13 protein-coding genes are annotated in these 16,712 nt (G+C 66.6%); 4 read left to right on the top strand and 9 right to left on the bottom strand.

The genetic code is table 11. The features are described 5' to 3' along the window. Nucleotides 1-2,122: carbohydrate-binding protein (locus E1261_RS32950; RefSeq protein ID WP_132413547.1), on the top strand; the 2,122-nt coding region annotated here is incomplete at its 5' end. Between the two features lie 46 nt (nucleotides 2,123-2,168). Here E1261_RS32950 and E1261_RS32945 read toward each other — a convergent pair. From E1261_RS32945 to E1261_RS32930, 4 genes are all read right to left on the bottom strand, one after another. Then, on the bottom strand, nucleotides 2,169-2,954 hold the full coding sequence (locus tag E1261_RS32945; RefSeq protein WP_202875238.1) for an NPP1 family protein: 786 nt from the start codon (nucleotides 2,952-2,954) through the stop codon (nucleotides 2,169-2,171). A 94-nt stretch (nucleotides 2,955-3,048) separates the two neighbouring features. Continuing rightward, nucleotides 3,049-3,846: an NPP1 family protein gene (locus E1261_RS32940; RefSeq protein WP_132413543.1), complete on the bottom strand. Its 798-nt coding sequence runs from the start codon at nucleotides 3,844-3,846 to the stop codon at nucleotides 3,049-3,051. 83 nt (nucleotides 3,847-3,929) lie between these two features. Beyond that, nucleotides 3,930-5,213: an ABC transporter ATP-binding protein gene (locus tag E1261_RS32935; protein WP_132413541.1), complete on the bottom strand. Its 1,284-nt coding sequence runs from the start codon at nucleotides 5,211-5,213 to the stop codon at nucleotides 3,930-3,932. Nucleotides 5,214-5,349: 136 nt separating this feature from the next. Further along, nucleotides 5,350-6,252 (bottom strand): GTP-binding protein LepA, encoded by a 903-nt coding sequence (locus E1261_RS32930; RefSeq protein ID WP_238176571.1) that lies wholly within the window; start codon nucleotides 6,250-6,252, stop codon nucleotides 5,350-5,352. A gap of 466 nt (nucleotides 6,253-6,718) precedes the next feature. Here E1261_RS32930 and E1261_RS32925 point away from each other — a divergent pair, with 466 nt between their 5' ends. From E1261_RS32925 to E1261_RS32915, 3 genes are all read left to right on the top strand, one after another. Beyond that, nucleotides 6,719-9,742, top strand: a complete 3,024-nt coding sequence (locus E1261_RS32925; RefSeq protein ID WP_132413539.1) for a PQQ-dependent sugar dehydrogenase — start codon at nucleotides 6,719-6,721, stop codon at nucleotides 9,740-9,742. Between the two features lie 209 nt (nucleotides 9,743-9,951). Continuing rightward, nucleotides 9,952-11,253 (top strand): esterase-like activity of phytase family protein, encoded by a 1,302-nt coding sequence (locus E1261_RS32920; RefSeq protein ID WP_132413537.1) that lies wholly within the window; start codon nucleotides 9,952-9,954, stop codon nucleotides 11,251-11,253. 55 nt (nucleotides 11,254-11,308) lie between these two features. Continuing rightward, nucleotides 11,309-12,637: an FAD-binding oxidoreductase gene (locus E1261_RS32915; RefSeq protein ID WP_238176570.1), complete on the top strand. Its 1,329-nt coding sequence runs from the start codon at nucleotides 11,309-11,311 to the stop codon at nucleotides 12,635-12,637. On the opposite strand, the gene E1261_RS32910 is transcribed toward E1261_RS32915, so the two are convergent. The 5 genes from E1261_RS32910 to E1261_RS32890 all read right to left on the bottom strand — a co-directional run bounded on the left by E1261_RS32910 (nucleotide 12,630) and on the right by E1261_RS32890 (nucleotide 16,471). Next, nucleotides 12,630-13,094, bottom strand: coding sequence for a GNAT family N-acetyltransferase (locus E1261_RS32910; RefSeq protein WP_238176569.1), 465 nt, complete (start codon nucleotides 13,092-13,094; stop codon nucleotides 12,630-12,632). The two genes, E1261_RS32915 and E1261_RS32910, sit on opposite strands and share 8 nt — an antisense overlap. A 2-nt stretch (nucleotides 13,095-13,096) precedes the next feature. Next, nucleotides 13,097-13,459, bottom strand: a complete 363-nt coding sequence (locus tag E1261_RS32905; RefSeq protein ID WP_132413533.1) for a cupin domain-containing protein — start codon at nucleotides 13,457-13,459, stop codon at nucleotides 13,097-13,099. Nucleotides 13,460-13,618: 159 nt separating this feature from the next. Then, nucleotides 13,619-14,140 carry a gamma carbonic anhydrase family protein gene (locus tag E1261_RS32900; protein ID WP_132413531.1) on the bottom strand — a complete coding sequence of 174 codons (522 nt, stop codon included), beginning with the start codon at nucleotides 14,138-14,140 and terminating at the stop codon, nucleotides 13,619-13,621. A 10-nt stretch (nucleotides 14,141-14,150) separates the two neighbouring features. Then, complete coding sequence (locus tag E1261_RS32895) at nucleotides 14,151-14,813, bottom strand: response regulator (protein ID WP_132413529.1); 663 nt, start codon at nucleotides 14,811-14,813, stop codon at nucleotides 14,151-14,153. After that, complete coding sequence (locus E1261_RS32890; protein ID WP_202875235.1) at nucleotides 14,810-16,471, bottom strand: sensor histidine kinase; 1,662 nt, start codon at nucleotides 16,469-16,471, stop codon at nucleotides 14,810-14,812. The genes E1261_RS32895 and E1261_RS32890 overlap by 4 nt, the downstream gene beginning before the upstream one ends. Nucleotides 16,472-16,712 lie beyond the last annotated feature (241 nt).

Genomic DNA, 16,712 nt, shown 5'->3' with positions numbered 1-16,712 from the left:
GCCGGAGCGGGGGGCGGTGGTGACGGGGTGGTACTCGAGTGGGTCCGTGCAGCAGTGGCAGCCGTTGCCTTCGGCTTTTGTGGGGAACGATGGCGGTACGACGCCGGATGCGACTGTGGTGGTTGACCCGAGCTCGTTGCGGCAGAAGTACAGCGGGGTTGGGTTCTCGCTTGACGAGACCAGTGTTTCGAACCTGTGGAAGCTCACGCCGGCCGAGCGGGAGCGGGCGATCCGGCTGCTTGTCGACCCGAAGAACGGGGCTGGGTTCGAGCGGTTCCGGTTGACGATCGGTAGCCCGGACCTGATCGAGCACCTGCCGTTCTGGTCGTACGACGAACTCCCGGCCGGTGTCACCGAGGACTTCGGGCTCAAGTATTTCTCGATCAAGCGCGACCTCGACACGCACATCGTCGACACGGTCAAGCTGATCCAGCGGTACAACCCGAAGGCGACGTTCTTCGCGTCGGCGTGGAGTGCGCCGGCCTGGATGAAGACCAACAACCGGTTCACCGGCGAGGTCGCACTCAAGCCCGGCAGCACGTCGTACTACCAGGTGGGCAAGCTGCGCGACGACTGCATCGACGTCTTCGCGCAGTACTACGTCAAGTTCATCCAGGCTTATGCGAAGCACGGCATCAAGGTCGACGCGCTCACGCTGCTCAACGAGCCCGGCATCGACGTCGTCTACCCCGCGATGGACATCAGCGTCGAGCAGCAGCAGAAGCTCGCGGTGGCGATCAAGCGGGAGGTACGGCGGGCCGGCCTGCGGACCGAGCTCTACGTGCACGACTTCAACTTCTGGGACTGGCGCGACCCGAACAGCACCGAGACCAAGAACTACCACCGGATCTTCAACGACCCGGCCACGAGGAAGGCGAGTGACGCGATCGCGTTCCACCCCTACTGGGGTGACCCGACCGTCATGCGGGACGCGTACGAGCAGACCGGCAAACCGGTGCACATGACCGAGACCAACAACCTGTCGCCGGACACCATCCTCAGCTACTTCCGGCTGGACGCTTCGTCGTACGTGATGTGGGCGCAGGCCACCGATCAGGACGGCGGCACGCTGCACTGGACGCCGTCGAAGGACAACAACCTCGACTGGGCCGAGGTCGGCCGCACGACCAAGTGGCCGAACCGGCTGGTCAAGGTCGACACCACCGCACGCACCTTCACGGTCCGGGACGAGCTCTATGCGATGGGCCAGTTCGCCAAGTACGTCGGCCCGGAGCACACCCGCGTCGAGTCGAGTACGACGACGAACGGGATCAGCAATGTGGTCTTCAAGGACCGCGGTGACAACTTCGTCGCGATCATCAGCAACTCGAACACCACGTCGAGCCAGGTCCGCGTGTCACTGGCCGGAAAGACCTTCACCGTAACGGTTCCCGCGAAGTCGTTCGCCACGTACCGCTGGTACGGCGAGCTCCCGTCACCGCACGGCAACCGCGCGCCCGTGCTGAACGACGTACCGGATGTGGTCGCCGACCAGTACGGCGCCACCCAGGTCCAGCTCGCGGCGACGGACCGGGATCGGGACCAGCTCGCGTACTACGCGACCGAGCTTCCGGCCGGCGTCACCCTGGATGCGCAGACCGGTCTGCTCACCCTCCGCCCGACCGTCGCCGGCGCCCAGACCGTCAAGGTCCGCGTCACCGATGGCGCCGCCAACGACGAGGTGACGATCAACGTCACCGTAAGACCACACGGTACGCCGGTCGGCCAGAACATCGAGGCGGAGTCGTACGTCGCGCAGAGTGGCTGGACGGATGGCGGTCCGAACTTCGTCGAGTCGAACCCGTCGGCCAGTGGCGGTAAGAACATCGGCTGGACCGACACCGGCAAGTGGTTGCAGTACCGCGTCGACCTGACCAAGGCCGCCACCTACAACCTCGAACTGCGGGTGGCCAACGGCACCGGCGCGGTCGCACCCGACGCGATCTCGATCCGGGACGCGTCTGGCGCCGTACTGACGAAGGTCTCCGTACCGGACACCGGCGGCTGGGCGACGTTCCAGTCGATCAGCACCCAGGTGACGCTGCCGGCCGGCGACCAGATCATCACCGTCTTCTGCGAGAGCGGTGGCTTCAACCTCGACTACTTGAAGCTCACCGATTGAACGGAGATGGGGAGGGGCCGGCGGGGCTCCTCCCCATCTCACCTATCTAGTTCCAGGGGTCGAAGGGGATCCCGCCCGGCTTGGACGCGTTCAGCAGGTTGCGGAAGCGGTCGTCCTTGTCGGTGATCTTGATGGTGGCCGAACCGAAGTTGGCGTTCATCAAGGTGTCTCGCAAACCACTGCTCGGCCAACCGTCCCAGCCGACGAGCGGCGGGTAACGCCAGTTGTGGTAGTGGTTCTCCGGCGGTTCGTCGTTGGTGTTGGCGAGCCGGTAGAAGTGCGTGCTGGCTCCGTCTTTGTGGTAGACGACCTTCGGGTGGGTACCCTCGAAACGGACCTGCGAGCGCGGGTAGGTCACCTGGGTCGCGTGCTGGGTCGTGGTCACGAACTCGACCTGGTTGGAGGACTGGTTGATCCACGAGATGACGTGCTCGAAGTCGTGCCGGTGACCGCCGAGGCCGCTGCCGGCCACGGCCTGGTCCTTCTCGAAGTAGCCGGCGTAGACGACCGCACACCAGCCGTTGTTGCATTTCGAGCGTGAGTAGGTCTGGGAGTTGTCGAGGTCGGACTGGTCGCGGCAACTGCCGTTGACCGCGCCGGTCGTGTTGAGGCCCGGGTTCAAGGTGCCGTTGGCGCCGATCGCCGGTACTTGATAGCAACCGTCACCGTCGTAGTCGAAGGCGGGTGAGAAGGACTGCTCGTAACCGTTGGCGTTCTGCGGGAGACTCGGCGGCGGCGCTGCGTAGGCGGCGACCGTGGTGGCCACCAGCAGTGTCGCCGTACCGATCGCCACACCGATGAATCGTCGGCGGGCGCGGGCATGATCTGTCATGGTCGCTCCTTGGGGCGGAAGGGACAACGTTCCCGACGATGACAGATCAGCCGCTTGTTCGTACATACTTCATCGTCGAAAGAATGACGAAACATCAGGCATACGGGTCGAACGGGATCCCACTCGGTTTGGACACGTTGAGCAGGTAACGGAACCGGTCGCCGTTGTCGGTGACCTTGATCGTGGCCGAACCGAAGTCGGCGTTCATCAAGGTGTCCCGCAGACCCGTGTTCGGCCAGCCGTCCCAGCCGACGATCGGCGGGTAACGCCAACTGTGGTAGTGGTTCTCCGGCGGTTCGTCACCCGAATTGGCGAGCCGGAAGAAGTGCGTGCTCGCGCCGTCCTTGTGGTAGACGACCTTCGGGTGGCTACCGTCGAAGCGGACCTGCGAGCGCGGATAGGTGACCTGAGTCGCGTGCTGGGTCGTGGTCACGTACTCGACCTGGTTCGACGACTGGTTGACCCACGAGATCACGTGCTCGAAGTCGTGCCGGTGACCGCCGAGGCCGCTGCCGTCGACCGCCTGGTCCTTCTCGAAGTAGCTCGCGTACATCACTGCACACCAGCCGTTGTTGCACTTCGAGCGGGCGTAGGTCTGCGAGTTGTCGAGATCGGACTGGTCATGGCAGTTGCCGTTCACGGCACCGGTCGTGTTCAGACCGGGATTGAGGGTCCCGGTCGGGCTGATCGCGGCGACCGGATAACAACCGTCGCCGTCGTAGTCGTAGGCGGGCGAGAAGGACTGCTCGTAGCCGTTCGCGTTCTGTGGCAGCGGCGGAAGCTGATCGGCGTACGCCGTGGTCGCGGTGCTCACCAGAAGCGTCGCGGTCACGAGCAGTACGCCGAGGATCCGGCGCGGACTGCGGGAGTCGGGGGGAAGCGGATCTGTCATGGTCGCTCCTTCAGGCGGATGACAACGCCTGCGAACCGTGACAGATCAACCCCCGGTTCGTAAATACTTCACGCCATTAAGAATTACCTGGCGACGCGGTCGATGCGGTGGCCGTGGCGGTCGAAGAGGTAGACGCGGGTCATGTCGACGGCGAAGCTGACCTGGTCGCCCGGGACGTGCGGCGTACTGGAGTGCAGCTCGACGACGAGGTCGGCGCGGCGGTGTGTGGGGGCTGAGGTTTCGGGGAGCGCGGCGCGGGTTTGGTCGCGGCGGTGCAGGATGCCGGAGCGCTTGGTCGCGCGGGCCGCCCGGCGCCAGAACGAACGACGCGAGTGCGTGGAGATCCGCTCAGGTTTAAGGCGGCCGACGAGATCCGGATTGACCATTTCGATCCCGGTTTCGACGTACGCGATCCACTGGTGACCGTGGTACTCCAGCGTGCGCAGCCGCCCGGACACGCGGTTAGGCTGGGCTTCGCCGTCGAGGGTGAGCGCGTCGCTGCGGACCCCGATCACGATCTCCTCACCACCCCGTCGAAGCAGGAGCGTCGTACGGCGATCGTCCGGGTCGAGGTGGAGCGCCTGGCCGCCGCCCAACACCAGGCTGACGCGGCCGCCCTCCGCTCGCACTGAGCTGGACAGCAGGTTGATCCGTGGGGTCCCGAGGAACCCGGCGACGAAGGCGGTGGCCGGGTCGTCGAACACCTCCGCCGGCGTACCGACGTCTTCCAGGCGGCCGTCGCGCATGACGGCGATCCGGTCGGCCAGCGTGAGCGCCTCGACCTGATCGTGGGTGACGTAGACGGTCGTGATGCCCAGGTCGCGCGTCATCGCGCCGATCTCCTGGCGGAGTTCGGTCCGCATCGCGGCGTCCAGATTCGACAGCGGTTCGTCCATCAGGAACGCCGAGGGCTGCCGGACGATCGCCCGCCCGATCGCGACCCGCTGCCGCTGCCCACCCGACAGCGTCTGCGGCAGGCGATCCAGCGTCTGCTGGATGCCGAGGACGCCGGCCAGCTGATGGGCTTTCTCGTTGGCTTCCTCGGGCTTCTCCCCGGCCATCTGCAGCGGGAAGGTGATGTTCCCGCGGACCGTCCGGTTCGGATACAGGGCGCCACTCTGGAAGACCATCGCGACGCCGCGGTCCCGCGCCCCGATGTAGTTGGCGAACACCTCGTTGAAGTACAGCTCCCCGGCGGTGATCTCCTCCAGGCCGGCCATCATCCGGAGCACGGTCGACTTCCCGCAGCCCGACGGCCCGAGCAGGACCATGAACTCACCGTCCGCCACGCTCAGGGAGAACTTGTTCACGGCGAAGTGTTCTCCGTCGTACGACTTCGAGATCGAGTCGAGGCGGATCGAACTCATCGACGTACTCCCAGGAGGGGCGGCAGCTTAACGGGGGCCTAACGTATAGCCGAGCCTCCACCCTCTGTCCAGGGCTGAGCAAGCCATTCACAGAGACCACTCCGCTACGCAACGGAGTCGGAACAATCCGTGCCGATCAGCTCCGGCGATAGAGCCGGAAAGCGCTCCGGAACGAGTCCAGGACATACGTCGGCAGGCGCAGGCCCTGGCGCTGCGCCCAAAGCAGCTCGAGCTCGACCTGGCCGACCTGCTGCGCGTACTTCTGGATCCCGATATCGCCCTCGACGGTGATCCCCAGATCCTCCATCACGCCACCGAACTCGGTCCGCTGGCGCTTGTTGTAGGCACCGACGACCTCGAAGGACTGCTTGCGCAGCAGCCGGGTCAGCCACTTCTGCCAGGGAGCCATCTCGTCCCACAGGCCGCGGGCGGCGATCTTGTAGTAGGCGAAGTGCCCGGGCTCCTGGCGGCGGATCGGCGCGATGATCGTCGACGCGACCGCCCGCTCGTCGAGGTCCAGCAGACCCTTGTAGAGCAGGTTGTAGGCCAGGATCGCGGACTTCTCGGTGGCGACACCGGTCAGGTAGTAGAGCATCCGGCTGATGTCCTGGATCACCGGCAGGTGCGCGAGGGCGCCCAGGAAGCGCAGCTGGAACGAGATCTTGTCCACGTTCGGCGCCGAGACCGGCAGGCCGGCCAGGGTCTGCAACCGGTCCAGCAGCAGGCCGTGGTGGATCTCCTGCGGCGACCACACGTCGGCGTAGAAGAGCTTGTCGACCGGCGGCGGATCCGGGAGCAGCAGATTCAGCTCCAGGACGTTGCGCTCGACCTCGAGCTCGACCCGGGTCATGTAGGCCACCACACCACCGAACCTGCTGGCCAACAGGTCTGGTCGTTTCATGGTGAAATCCGCACTGTCCAACGGGATCGGCGGATGTTCCTCGCCGAGCCGCTCGACGTGCTCGAACAGCCGTGCCTCGACGGACTCGTCGCGACGCGGGCGACGGTACCGCACGCGTGACGTCTCTGCGGCAGTCATCGGAGCTCAACCTCTTGCCAGCCGCAACTTTCCTTGTCCCGGCCTACCACCACGACGGATCCCCACCCCTTCGGGCCACAGCTATTGGTCGGTCAACGACTTGTCCGTCCAGGCTAACCGCGCCCGGCCCGGGATCGGCCACCCTCACGGAGAAACCTCGTGTGGCCTTGACCTCACGAGACTGCGCCGGACCCGCAAAAGCAACCACCTTCAGAGTACCGGCTCCCCCGGACAGAAACCTGTGCTCAGCAACATCCACGAGTCGATCCACACTCTGCGTTCGGCGCCGAAGCAAACCCGGATGGCTGAGCATGCGCTATCTGGACAGTGCGGATCGGATTCCGGCAGCGCTGGAAAGGGGTTTATTGCGATTGCCCTTTTGGGCTTGCGCTGCTTCGACTCGCTATCGCATCCTGACGGGGCTCACGGGGGCGTGAGGATTTAGTGGGCTGGGGGGCTTTCTTCTATGCGTTTTTCCGCCGATGCGCTGCGGCGGGTGCTGGCTGTGATCTGTGTGTCACTGCTGGTGCCGTTGGTGGCGACAGAGTCGACGCGTGCTGTGGCCGCGCCGGGTGGTTTCAGCGAGCAGACCGTATTCACCGGGTTGAGCAATCCGACGAACGCGGCCTTCTCGCCCGACGGCCGGGTATTCGTGGCCGAGAAGAGCGGGCTGATCAAGGTCTTCGACTCGCTCGACGATCCGACGCCGAGTGTCTTCGCCGATCTCCGGACCAAGGTGCACAACTTCTGGGACCGCGGTCTGCTCGGTCTCGCCCTGCATCCCGACTTCCCGGCCGATCCGCGGATCTATGTGCTGTACACGCATGACGCGCTGATCGGCGGCGAGGCACCCAAGTGGGGTACGGCGAACGCCACCGACGACCCGTGTCCGTCCCCGCCCGGCCCGACCAGCGACGGTTGCCAGGTGAGCGCCCGGCTCGGAGTCCTCACGCAGACCGGTTCGACGGTTTCCGAGCAGGTGCTGGTCGAGGACTGGTGCCAGGTGTTCCCCAGCCACTCGATCGGCACGATCGAGTTCGGCCCGGACGGCATGCTGTACGCCGGTGGCGGTGACGGCGCGAGCTTCACCTACGCCGACTACGGCCAGGACGGCTTCCCCTCCTCGGATGCGACGCCTGACAACGCGTGTGGCGACGGCACCGCACCCGTCGGCGCAACGCTCACTTCGCCCACAGCCGAAGGCGGAGCGCTGCGCTCACAGGATCTGCGCACCCCCGGGGACCCGACGACGCTGGACGGCTCGATCATCCGGATCAATCCCGACACAGGTCAGGCCGCGGCCGGCAACCCGCTCGCGTCGAGCGCCGATCTGAACGCCCGCCGGATCGTCGCCCAGGGCCTGCGGAACCCGATGCGATTCACGTTCCGCCCGGGCACCAGCGAACTCTGGGCCGGCGACGTCGGCTACGCGACCTGGGAGGAGATCAACCGGATCACCGTTCCGACCGCCGGCGTCGCGAATTTCGGTTGGCCCTGTTACGAAGGCCCCAACCGCCTCAACTCCTTCGACGCGGCGAACCTGAACATCTGCGAGAGCCTGTACGCCGCCGGCCCAGCCGCTGTCTCCGCGCCGTACTACGCCTACAACCACTCCGCCCACATCGTCCCCACCGAGACCTGCTCGGTCGGCAGCTCCTCGTTGTCCGGACTCGCGTTCTATGCCGGAGGCAACTATCCGGCCGAGTACGACGGCGCCCTGTTCTTCAGCGACTACAGCCGCCGGTGTGTCTGGGCGATACTCAAGGACAGCAACGGTTTGCCGGATCCGACCAAGATCATCGAGTTCGCGTCCGGCTTCGGATCCACGCGTCTCGTCACCGGCCCGGGTGGCGACCTGTTCGCGGTCGACTACGACAACGGCGCGATCAAGCGCTATGTCTACAGCGCAACGAACAACCCGCCGACCGCGGTGATCCAGGCCGACCGGACCAGCGGCAACGCCCCACTGCAGGTGCAGTTCGACGGCACCGCCTCCAGTGACGCGGACAACGATTCGCTCAGCTATGCCTGGGATCTGGACGGCGACACCCTGTACGACGATTCCACGGCCGCCGCGCCGCAGTTCAGCTACCCCACCAACGGGCCGGTAGTTGTTCGGCTGAGGGTCAACGATGGCAAGGGCGGTACGGCGACGACGTCGACCCAGATCAACGTCGGCAACACGGCACCGACAGCGTCCATTACCTCGCCCGGACCCGCCACCACCTGGAAGGTCGGCGACACGATCTCGTTCTCCGGCTCGGCCAGTGATGCGGAACAAGGTTCATTACCCGGTTCCGCGCTGAAGTGGTCGCTGATCATGCATCACTGTCCGAGTGATTGCCACGCGCACCAAATCACCTCGACGACCGGATCGAGCGGCTCGTTCGCCGCACCGGATCACGAATACCCGTCGTACCTGGAACTGAAGCTGACCGCGACGGACGCCGGCAATCTGACCGATGTGACGAGCGTGCGACTGGATCCGAAGACGACCAAGCTCAACTTCGCGACCCAGCCGTCCGGACTGCAGGTCACCTATCTGGACAAGAAGTTGAAGGCACCGGCGACGGCGACCGCGATCACCGGGTCGGGCGGTTCGATGTCGGCGGATCCGGTCCAGGTGGTCGGGACCGGTCTGCACAAGTTCGCGTCCTGGTCCGACGGCGGTGCGCGGAACCACAACTTCGTCGCGCCGGACGCGGCTTCGTCGTACACGGCTACGTACGTGCCGAAACGCAACCTGGCGCTGAACCGTCCGGTCACCACGTCGAGCGTCTACAGCAATCGACCGGGTTCGCTCGCGGTGGACGGTAAGGGGACGACGTTCTGGTCGAGTGCCCGCAGCGATCCGCAGTGGTTGCGGATCGACCTCGGCCGGGTGCAGGTCGTCAACCGGGTGCTGCTGCAATGGCTCTCGACGTCGTACGCGAAGTCGTACACGATCCAGGTCCTGGAGAGCGGCCGGACGTGGAAGACGGTCTACTCGACCACCACCGGCGACGGCTACACCGACAGCCTCGGCTTCACCTCGAGCCGAGCCCGCTTCGTGCAGATCAACATCACCGCCCGAGGCGTGGCCGGCAGCTACAACGGACTGTGGGAGATGGGCGTCTACACCGACGAAGGCGACATCACCGGCCTGGCTGGCAAGTGCGCGGACGTCGACGGCTCCCAAACCGCGGACGGCACGGCGATCCAGCTCTACACCTGCAACGGTACGACGGCCCAGCGCTGGCTGGTCCAGGACACCGGAGTCATCCGCTCGTCCCTCGGCAAGTGCCTGGACGGCCGCAGTTCCGCAGCCGTCCTCTGGACCTGCGATCCCAACACCCCCAGCCAACGCTGGACCCCACGAGCCGACGGCACCCTCCTGAACATCCACTCCGGCCACTGCCTGGAACCCACCAACGCCCAATCCACCGACCGCACCAAACTCATCCTCACCCCCTGCACAGCCACCGCATCCCAAAAGTTCGCCATGCCTTGATGCTCCCCGCAACGTCCGAAGGATCGGAGGGCCCGCCTCCGGTTCTTCGGACGTTAGCCACTCCTGCTCTACAACGTCCGAAGGATCGGAGGGCCCCCCTCCGGTTCTTCGGACGTTAGGGAGGGTGTGGGTGGAGGCGGGGTGACGGGTTTTGGTTGGGTTCATCGGGTGGACAGCCGGTGTTCATTGGTGGGGGCGAGGGTCTGGGCATGTTGAGTCGGATCGCTTTGGTGGGGACGGCCGCTCTGACGGCGGCGGCGTTGGTGGCGGGCGGGGCGCAGGCTCATCAGCCGGCGCAGCCCAAAGTGATCGGTACGGCGACGTTGCCGGATCTCGGTCTGGGGGCGTTCTCGAACGCGCTGATCCGGAACTCGGTCGGCGACGACCGCGGGATCGACCTCGGTGGGATCGGCAGCGACATCTACCCGGCCGACCGGCCCGGTGAGTTCTGGACGGTCACCGACCGCGGACCGAACGGCCAGATCAAGATCGACGGCGCCAACCGTCGGACGTTCCCGGTGCCCGGGTTCGACCCGGCGATCGTGAAGGTGAAAGCCGTTGGCAGCAAGCTTCGGGTGCTGGACGCGATCCCGATCACCACGCGCCACGGCGCACCGGTCACCGGGCTCTCCAACCAGGAGAGCCGCGACGAACTGCCTTACACGTACGACGCCTCCACCCGGCTCGCGGTCAACCCGAACGGGCTGGACACCGAGGGTCTGGTCCGCGCCCACGACGGCACGTTCTGGCTCGTCGACGAGTACGGCCCGTCCCTGGTCCACGTCTCCGCCCGCGGCCGGGTGCTCGCGCGGTACGTGCCGAAGGGCCTGCAGTTGACGGGCGCCGACTACCCGGTGATCGAGGCGCTGCCCTCGATCTTCCTGACCCGCAAGATCAACCGCGGCTTCGAGGGCCTGGCCCTGCTGCCCGGTGGTGATCTGGTGCTCGCCCTGCAGAGCCCCCTGCTGAACCCGAGTAAGAAGGTCGGCGAGGCGTCCCGCACCACCCGCCTGGTCCGCTTCTCGCCGTACCGGGGCAAGGTCACCGCGGAGTACGTGTACCGGTTCGACCCGGTCAAGGTGGTGGACCCGACCGAGACCGACACCTCCGCGCTGAAGATCTCCTCGGTGATCGCCGCCGGCCGCGAGACTCTGCTGGTCCAGGAGCGGACCGACAACGCCGCCCGCCTGCACCGCGTCGTACTGCGGGATCGCGACAACATCCTCGGTACGGCGTGGGACGACACCGCCACGACGCCGTCGCTGGAAGCCCTCGCCGACCCGGCCGCGGCCGGCGTACCGGTCCTTCCGAAGAAGCTCTTCCTCGACCTGAACACGGTCGCCGGGGTCCCGAAGAAGATCGAGGGCGTGGCACTCACCTCGAAGCACACGCTCGTGGTGATCAACGACAACGACTTCGGGATGACGGACGGCCCGGCCGCGTTCGACGCGAACGGCAATCTGGTCGACAGCAACATCGAGACCCAGCTGGTGACGATCCGCCTGATGTGACCTGCGCCACACCAACAGGTTGTCACACCGAGGCCCGCAGCGGCGTCACGTGAACATGACACTTGATGAGCTGCGGCGAGAGTTCGGTGGGGAGATTGTTGAGGCCGGTTCGGCCGAGTACGACGCGGTCCGCGGGACCGTGTTCGCGACCGGCAGCCCGGTCGGCGTGGTGCGGCCGCGGAGCGTGGCGGACGTTCAGGCGGTAGTCCAGTACGCCGTCGCCTCGGGGCTGGCGTTGTCGGTGCGTGGTGGCGGGCATGCGTTCGCGGGATTCGGGACGAACGACGGTGGCGTCGTACTGGATCTCAGTGGGCTCGCTGACGTGGAACTGCTCGAGGAGCGGCGCGTGCGGATCGGCGGTGGAGCTACGTGGGGGCAGGTAGCTGATGCGTTGGCGCCGCACGGGTTGGCGATTTCGTCGGGTGACACGCGGAGCGTTGGCGTCGGCGGGTTGACGTTGAGTGGCGGGATCGGATGGAAGGTTCGCAAGTACGGTCTCGCGCTGGATCAGCTGGTGGCCGCCGAGGTGGTGACCGCTGACGGCGATGTCGTGCTGGCGTCTGTTGATGAGCACCCGGAGTTGTTCTGGGGGCTCCGCGGGGGTGGCGGCAACTTCGGTGTGGTGACGGCGTTCGAGTTCGCCGCACATCCGACGACGGAGGTCTTCCACGGGAAGATCGCGTTCCCGGCGGCTGAGGCGGCCGCCGTACTGCAGGGGTGGGCGGACTACGTTCGTACGGCGCCTGACGAGCTCACGTCGATCGCCAACTTCGCGAATCCGTTCCTCGGTGGGCCGAACGCACCGGTCGAGATCCAGCTCACCTTCGACAGCGACGATGCAACAGCGGCTGCGGCGGCGATCGATCCGATCCGCGGGCTGGGCACGGTGATCGCGGATGACGTCGTACTGATGCCGTACGCCGAGACACTGGTCGTCGGGCAGACACCGCCGCCCGGGATCCAGCTCGTGACCCGAAGCGCCTTTGCTGACAAGGAATCCGTGGACGACGTACTCCGGATCCTGGCCGAGGCCGGGGCGTTGGCCGGTTCGCCGATCATCGCCGTACGGAGTGTCGGAGGTGCGGTGGCGCGCGTTGCTGCCGACGCCACCGCATACCCGTATCGGCAAGCGGAGTTGATGTTTGTGACGACCACCATCGGACCGCCGCCGGTGATCGAGGCGGCTCGGCCTGCGCTGGACGCGCTCTGGGATCGACTCGTTCCGCACAGCACGGGCGCCTACGCGAACTTCCTGACCTCAGCCACGGACGCCGACGTCGCCGCCATCTATCCGGCGCCGACCCACCAACGGCTCGCCGCGGTCAAGCGCGCCTACGACCCCGGCAACCTGTTCCGCGGCAACCACAACATCGCCGTCAGTTGAGCAGCTTCTCGTAGGCCTCCGGGGACCAGCTCGCTGCCGTCTTGGTGACGAGCTTGGCCCCGAGGCGTTCGTAGAAACGGTAGCCGGCCACGTTGGACAGCCGCAGTCCCCAGCCGATCGGCAACCGGTCCGGCAGCGCCAGCCTCGCCAGCTCCAGCATCAACTCGCGTCCGATGCCACCGTCGCGGAACTCCGCCCGCACATAGAGATCGTCGAGCGCCAACTGGTCGCTGCCGACCCAGAGATACGGCCGCCGGAGCGCGGAGACGTACCCGGCCGGCATTCTGCCGACCTCGGCCAGCAGCACGATCACCTCCGGACGGGACAGATAGTCCTGCCAGTCCGGGACGGTGGCTGTCACGTACTGCGCCTCGTCCTGGTAGCCGGCCAGCTCGAGCATCAAGGTGAGCACGAGCTCGGCATCGGCCGGGACCGCGCGGCGGATCAGAGCAGACACGACTACTCCAGCCAGGTGGTTTCGAAGGTGGGGTTGGCGTGAATGTGCAGGGCCTCGTAGCCCTCGGGGCCGGTGCGGAACTTGTGCGCGGTGTCAGCCGGTACGACGAGGATCTGGCCGGCGTGCGCGACCAGCTCCTGGTCGGCGACGGTGAAGGTCGCCGAACCGCGCCGGATGATGAAGGTCTCGGCGTACGGGTGCATGTGCAGCCGCGGACCGACCCCTTCCTTGGTGGTGGATTCGAGGATCAGTGACACACCGGCACCACCAGGTAGCTCGGTGTAGTTCTCTTCCCAGTCGTCCCCGTCAGCCCGGCCGTCGGCGCGATCGATGACGACGGCACCGGTGTTCGCGATCTCGGTCATGTACCCCTCCTCGGTTGTGTCGGCCACCGTAGCCTCGCCGGAGGTTCTTTCTCGAAGCTTTTTCAAAAAACCTGAATGGGTACAGGGGCCTTGTCGGGTTGAGCAGACAGCCCGCGGGAGGTGACTCGGACCGAGCGTCCGAGTCACCTCCCGCTCAGCTCAATCGAGCTGTTTGACCGTCTCCGCGTGCCGCCGGGCGAGATCGTGGTAGACGGCCGCGTTGTGATCGACGAAAAGTTTCGCCGTCCCTTCCAGCGGGACGATCTTCTTCGCCGGACTCCCCATCGCCACCGATTCGGGCGGGATCACCGCGCCCGGAGTGACGGTTGCGCCGGCCGCGATCAGCGTGCGAGCACCGACCACCGCGCCGTCCAGCACGATCGCGCCGTTGCCGACGAGCGCCTGCTCACCGATCGTGCAGTCGTGCACCAGGCACAGGTGGCCGACCGTTGCGTTGGGCCCGATCTCACAGCCGGTGTGCCCGGCGTGAATCACGGTGTTGTCCTGGATGTTCGCCCCGGCCCGGACGGTGATCGTGGCCAGATCGGCCCGGATCACCACGCCGTACCAGATCGAAGCCCCGGCCTCGACCACGACATCGCCCACCAGCGTCGCCGTCGGCGCCACCCAGGCCTCGGGATGGACAGTCGGGCTCTTACCTTCGAACTCGAACATCGGCATGGTGGGCATGTTATGCGTGCCAGCGATACCTGCGTTCTGGGCGGCCTGTCGTGCCGTAGCGGAGGGCAACGACTGCCTGGTCGCGCGTGCAGAAGAACTCGAGGTAGCGGCGGGCGCTGACGCGGGACAGCCCGACCTGTTCGGCGCACTCGGCCGCACTCAGACTGTCGGCAGCTTTCAGCGCGGTGGAGACGAGGTCGGCCGTCTCCTGGCTGAGACCCTTGGGCAGGCGGTTCCCGGTCGGCCTGGTCGGGGTGAGAACACGGTCGACATCGGCCTGGCTCGTCACCTGCTCGGGCACGCTGGCCCGCTGCCGCGCGTACTGCTGCAACCGCGATCGCAGATCCTCGAAACCGAAGGGTTTCAGCAGGTAGTTGACGACCCCCTGACGCACAGCACCCCGTACGGCGTCCGCTTCGCGGGCCGCAGTGATCACGAGGATGTCGCAGTCGGGCTGGGCGGACCTGAGCTGGGCAATCAGGTCGATCCCGAACGTGTCCGGCAGATAGAGGTCGAGCAGCACGAGATCGGGCCGGAGTTCGCGGATCGCGGTCAACGCCTGCTCGCCGGAGTTCGCCGTACCGACGACTTCGAAACCTTCCACGCGGTCCACGAACCCGCGATGGATCCGGGCCACCATGAAGTCGTCGTCGACCACGAGCACCGTGATCATCTCGCCCCCTCCGGCAACGGTTGCACGGACATCCTCGCGACGAACGCGGCGCCGCCATCGTCCAGGTTGGTGACCGCGACCTCGCCACCGCGGCGACGGCAGATCAGGCGGATCATCGCCAACCCGATCCCGCGCTCCCCCTCGGCCGCGGCCTTCGTGGTGAAACCGTGCGCGAACACCTCCTGGGCCAACTCCGGTGCGACACCTGGGCCGGAGTCGCGGACCTCGATCTCGATACTGGTCGCGTCCTGCCGCAGTTCGACCTCGACCCAGGCGGGCGACAACGGCGTACCGGACTGGGCCGCGGCGTCGACCGCGTTGTCAACCAGATTGCCGACGACGGTGGCGATATCCGCGGACAGCTCCGGTGCGAGCCGCTGCAGCGTGGTGCGTTCGGAGACGCGGAGTTCGACCCGTCGTTCGGCTGCGACCGAGGACTTCGCCATCAGGAGGGCGGCGACTGCGGTGTCGTGGACCCGCCTGGTGACGGTCAGGTCGAGCGATTCGCGGTACCGGTTCAGGGCGCCGACGTACGAGACGACCTCGTCGTACTCGCCGATCTGGATCAGCCCGGAGATCGTGTGCAGCTGGTTGGCGAACTCGTGGGTCTGGGCGCGCAGCAGCTCGGTCGAACTGCGGAACGAACCCAGCTCGCGCTCCAGTTGGGCGAGTTCGGTCCGGTCGCGCAACGTGGTGACCGAGCCGAGCGATCGGCCGTCCTTGGCGACATCCATCCGGTTCATCACCAGCACCCGGCCCCGCCGTACGACGACTGCGTCGCGGGCGGCATCGCCGTCGTGCTCGCCGGCCAGGACCTCTCGGAGGCGACCTTCGATGCCCAGCTCACGCAGGCTGCGGCCGACCGCGTCGGTCGGCAGATCCAGGAGCCGGCGGCCGACGTCGTTCACCAGGGTCACGCGTAATTGGGGGTCGAGGGCAACGACTCCCTCGGCGAGCCCGTAGAGCATGGCCTCGCGATGTTCGGCCAGGCCGACGATCTCGCGTGGTTCGAGGCCGAGCGTCTGGCGCTTGATCCGGCGGGCCAGCAGCCACGAGCCGAGGAGCCCGAGCAGGCAGGCGATTCCGAGATAGATCGCCAGGTACGACGATGCCCCGCGCAACCGTTCGAGTACCGACGGCGACCGCTCACCGACCATCACCGTGCCGATCCGGGCCCCGAGCGAACCGTCCGCCCTGTTGTTCAGATCGGTGCCCTGGCTCAGCACGGGCACCTGGGAGACGAGCTCCTGCTCCTCGTCGACCCGCAGCTCACCGGACCAGCCGCGACCTTCTGCGACCCGTGGATCACCCATCGTCATCTTGTCGCCGATGGTGGTCGGGTTGGTGGCTCCGATAATGCGGCCGTCCACATCCGCAACGGTGATCGAGGTGACGCCCGACTGGGTCAGCGTGGTTTGAAGCAACGGCGCCAGCACCTCGGCCGGCGCGGGGTGCCGGATCCCGAACCGCAGCGTCTGGCTCCCGGCCAACTGCTCGGCCAGCGCGGTCACGCGCCGCCCCTCGACCCGGTTGAAGGTCGCCGCCGACTGGGCAAGCGAAACCGCGGCGACGGCCACCAGCACCACCACCACGATCGCCAACTGCAGGACCAGCAGCTGGCCGGCCAGAGTCGGCCGCTTCCCGATTCGCAACGCCACGGCCGCATGATCACCGGTAGAACCCGTGGAAAGCCACCCTTCAGCCCCGATCGAGTCGTGACCACAATGAACTCAACCACCGCTGCAACCACAACACAGACGCCGTACCGTCCGTGCCACCACCATCAACCCAAGCGCGCCAGCCTCCATCCCCCGCCCGCCATTTCATGGGTTACCCCACGAGGTTGTGGGTTCTGCACCCGCATGCGGGTGGGGAACCCGCAAGCTGCTGGGTTAACCC

Source organism: Kribbella albertanoniae (genome assembly GCF_004348455.1).
Lineage (GTDB): Bacteria > Actinomycetota > Actinomycetes > Propionibacteriales > Kribbellaceae > Kribbella > Kribbella albertanoniae.
This window is presented reverse-complemented; position numbering and strand designations above follow the sequence as displayed.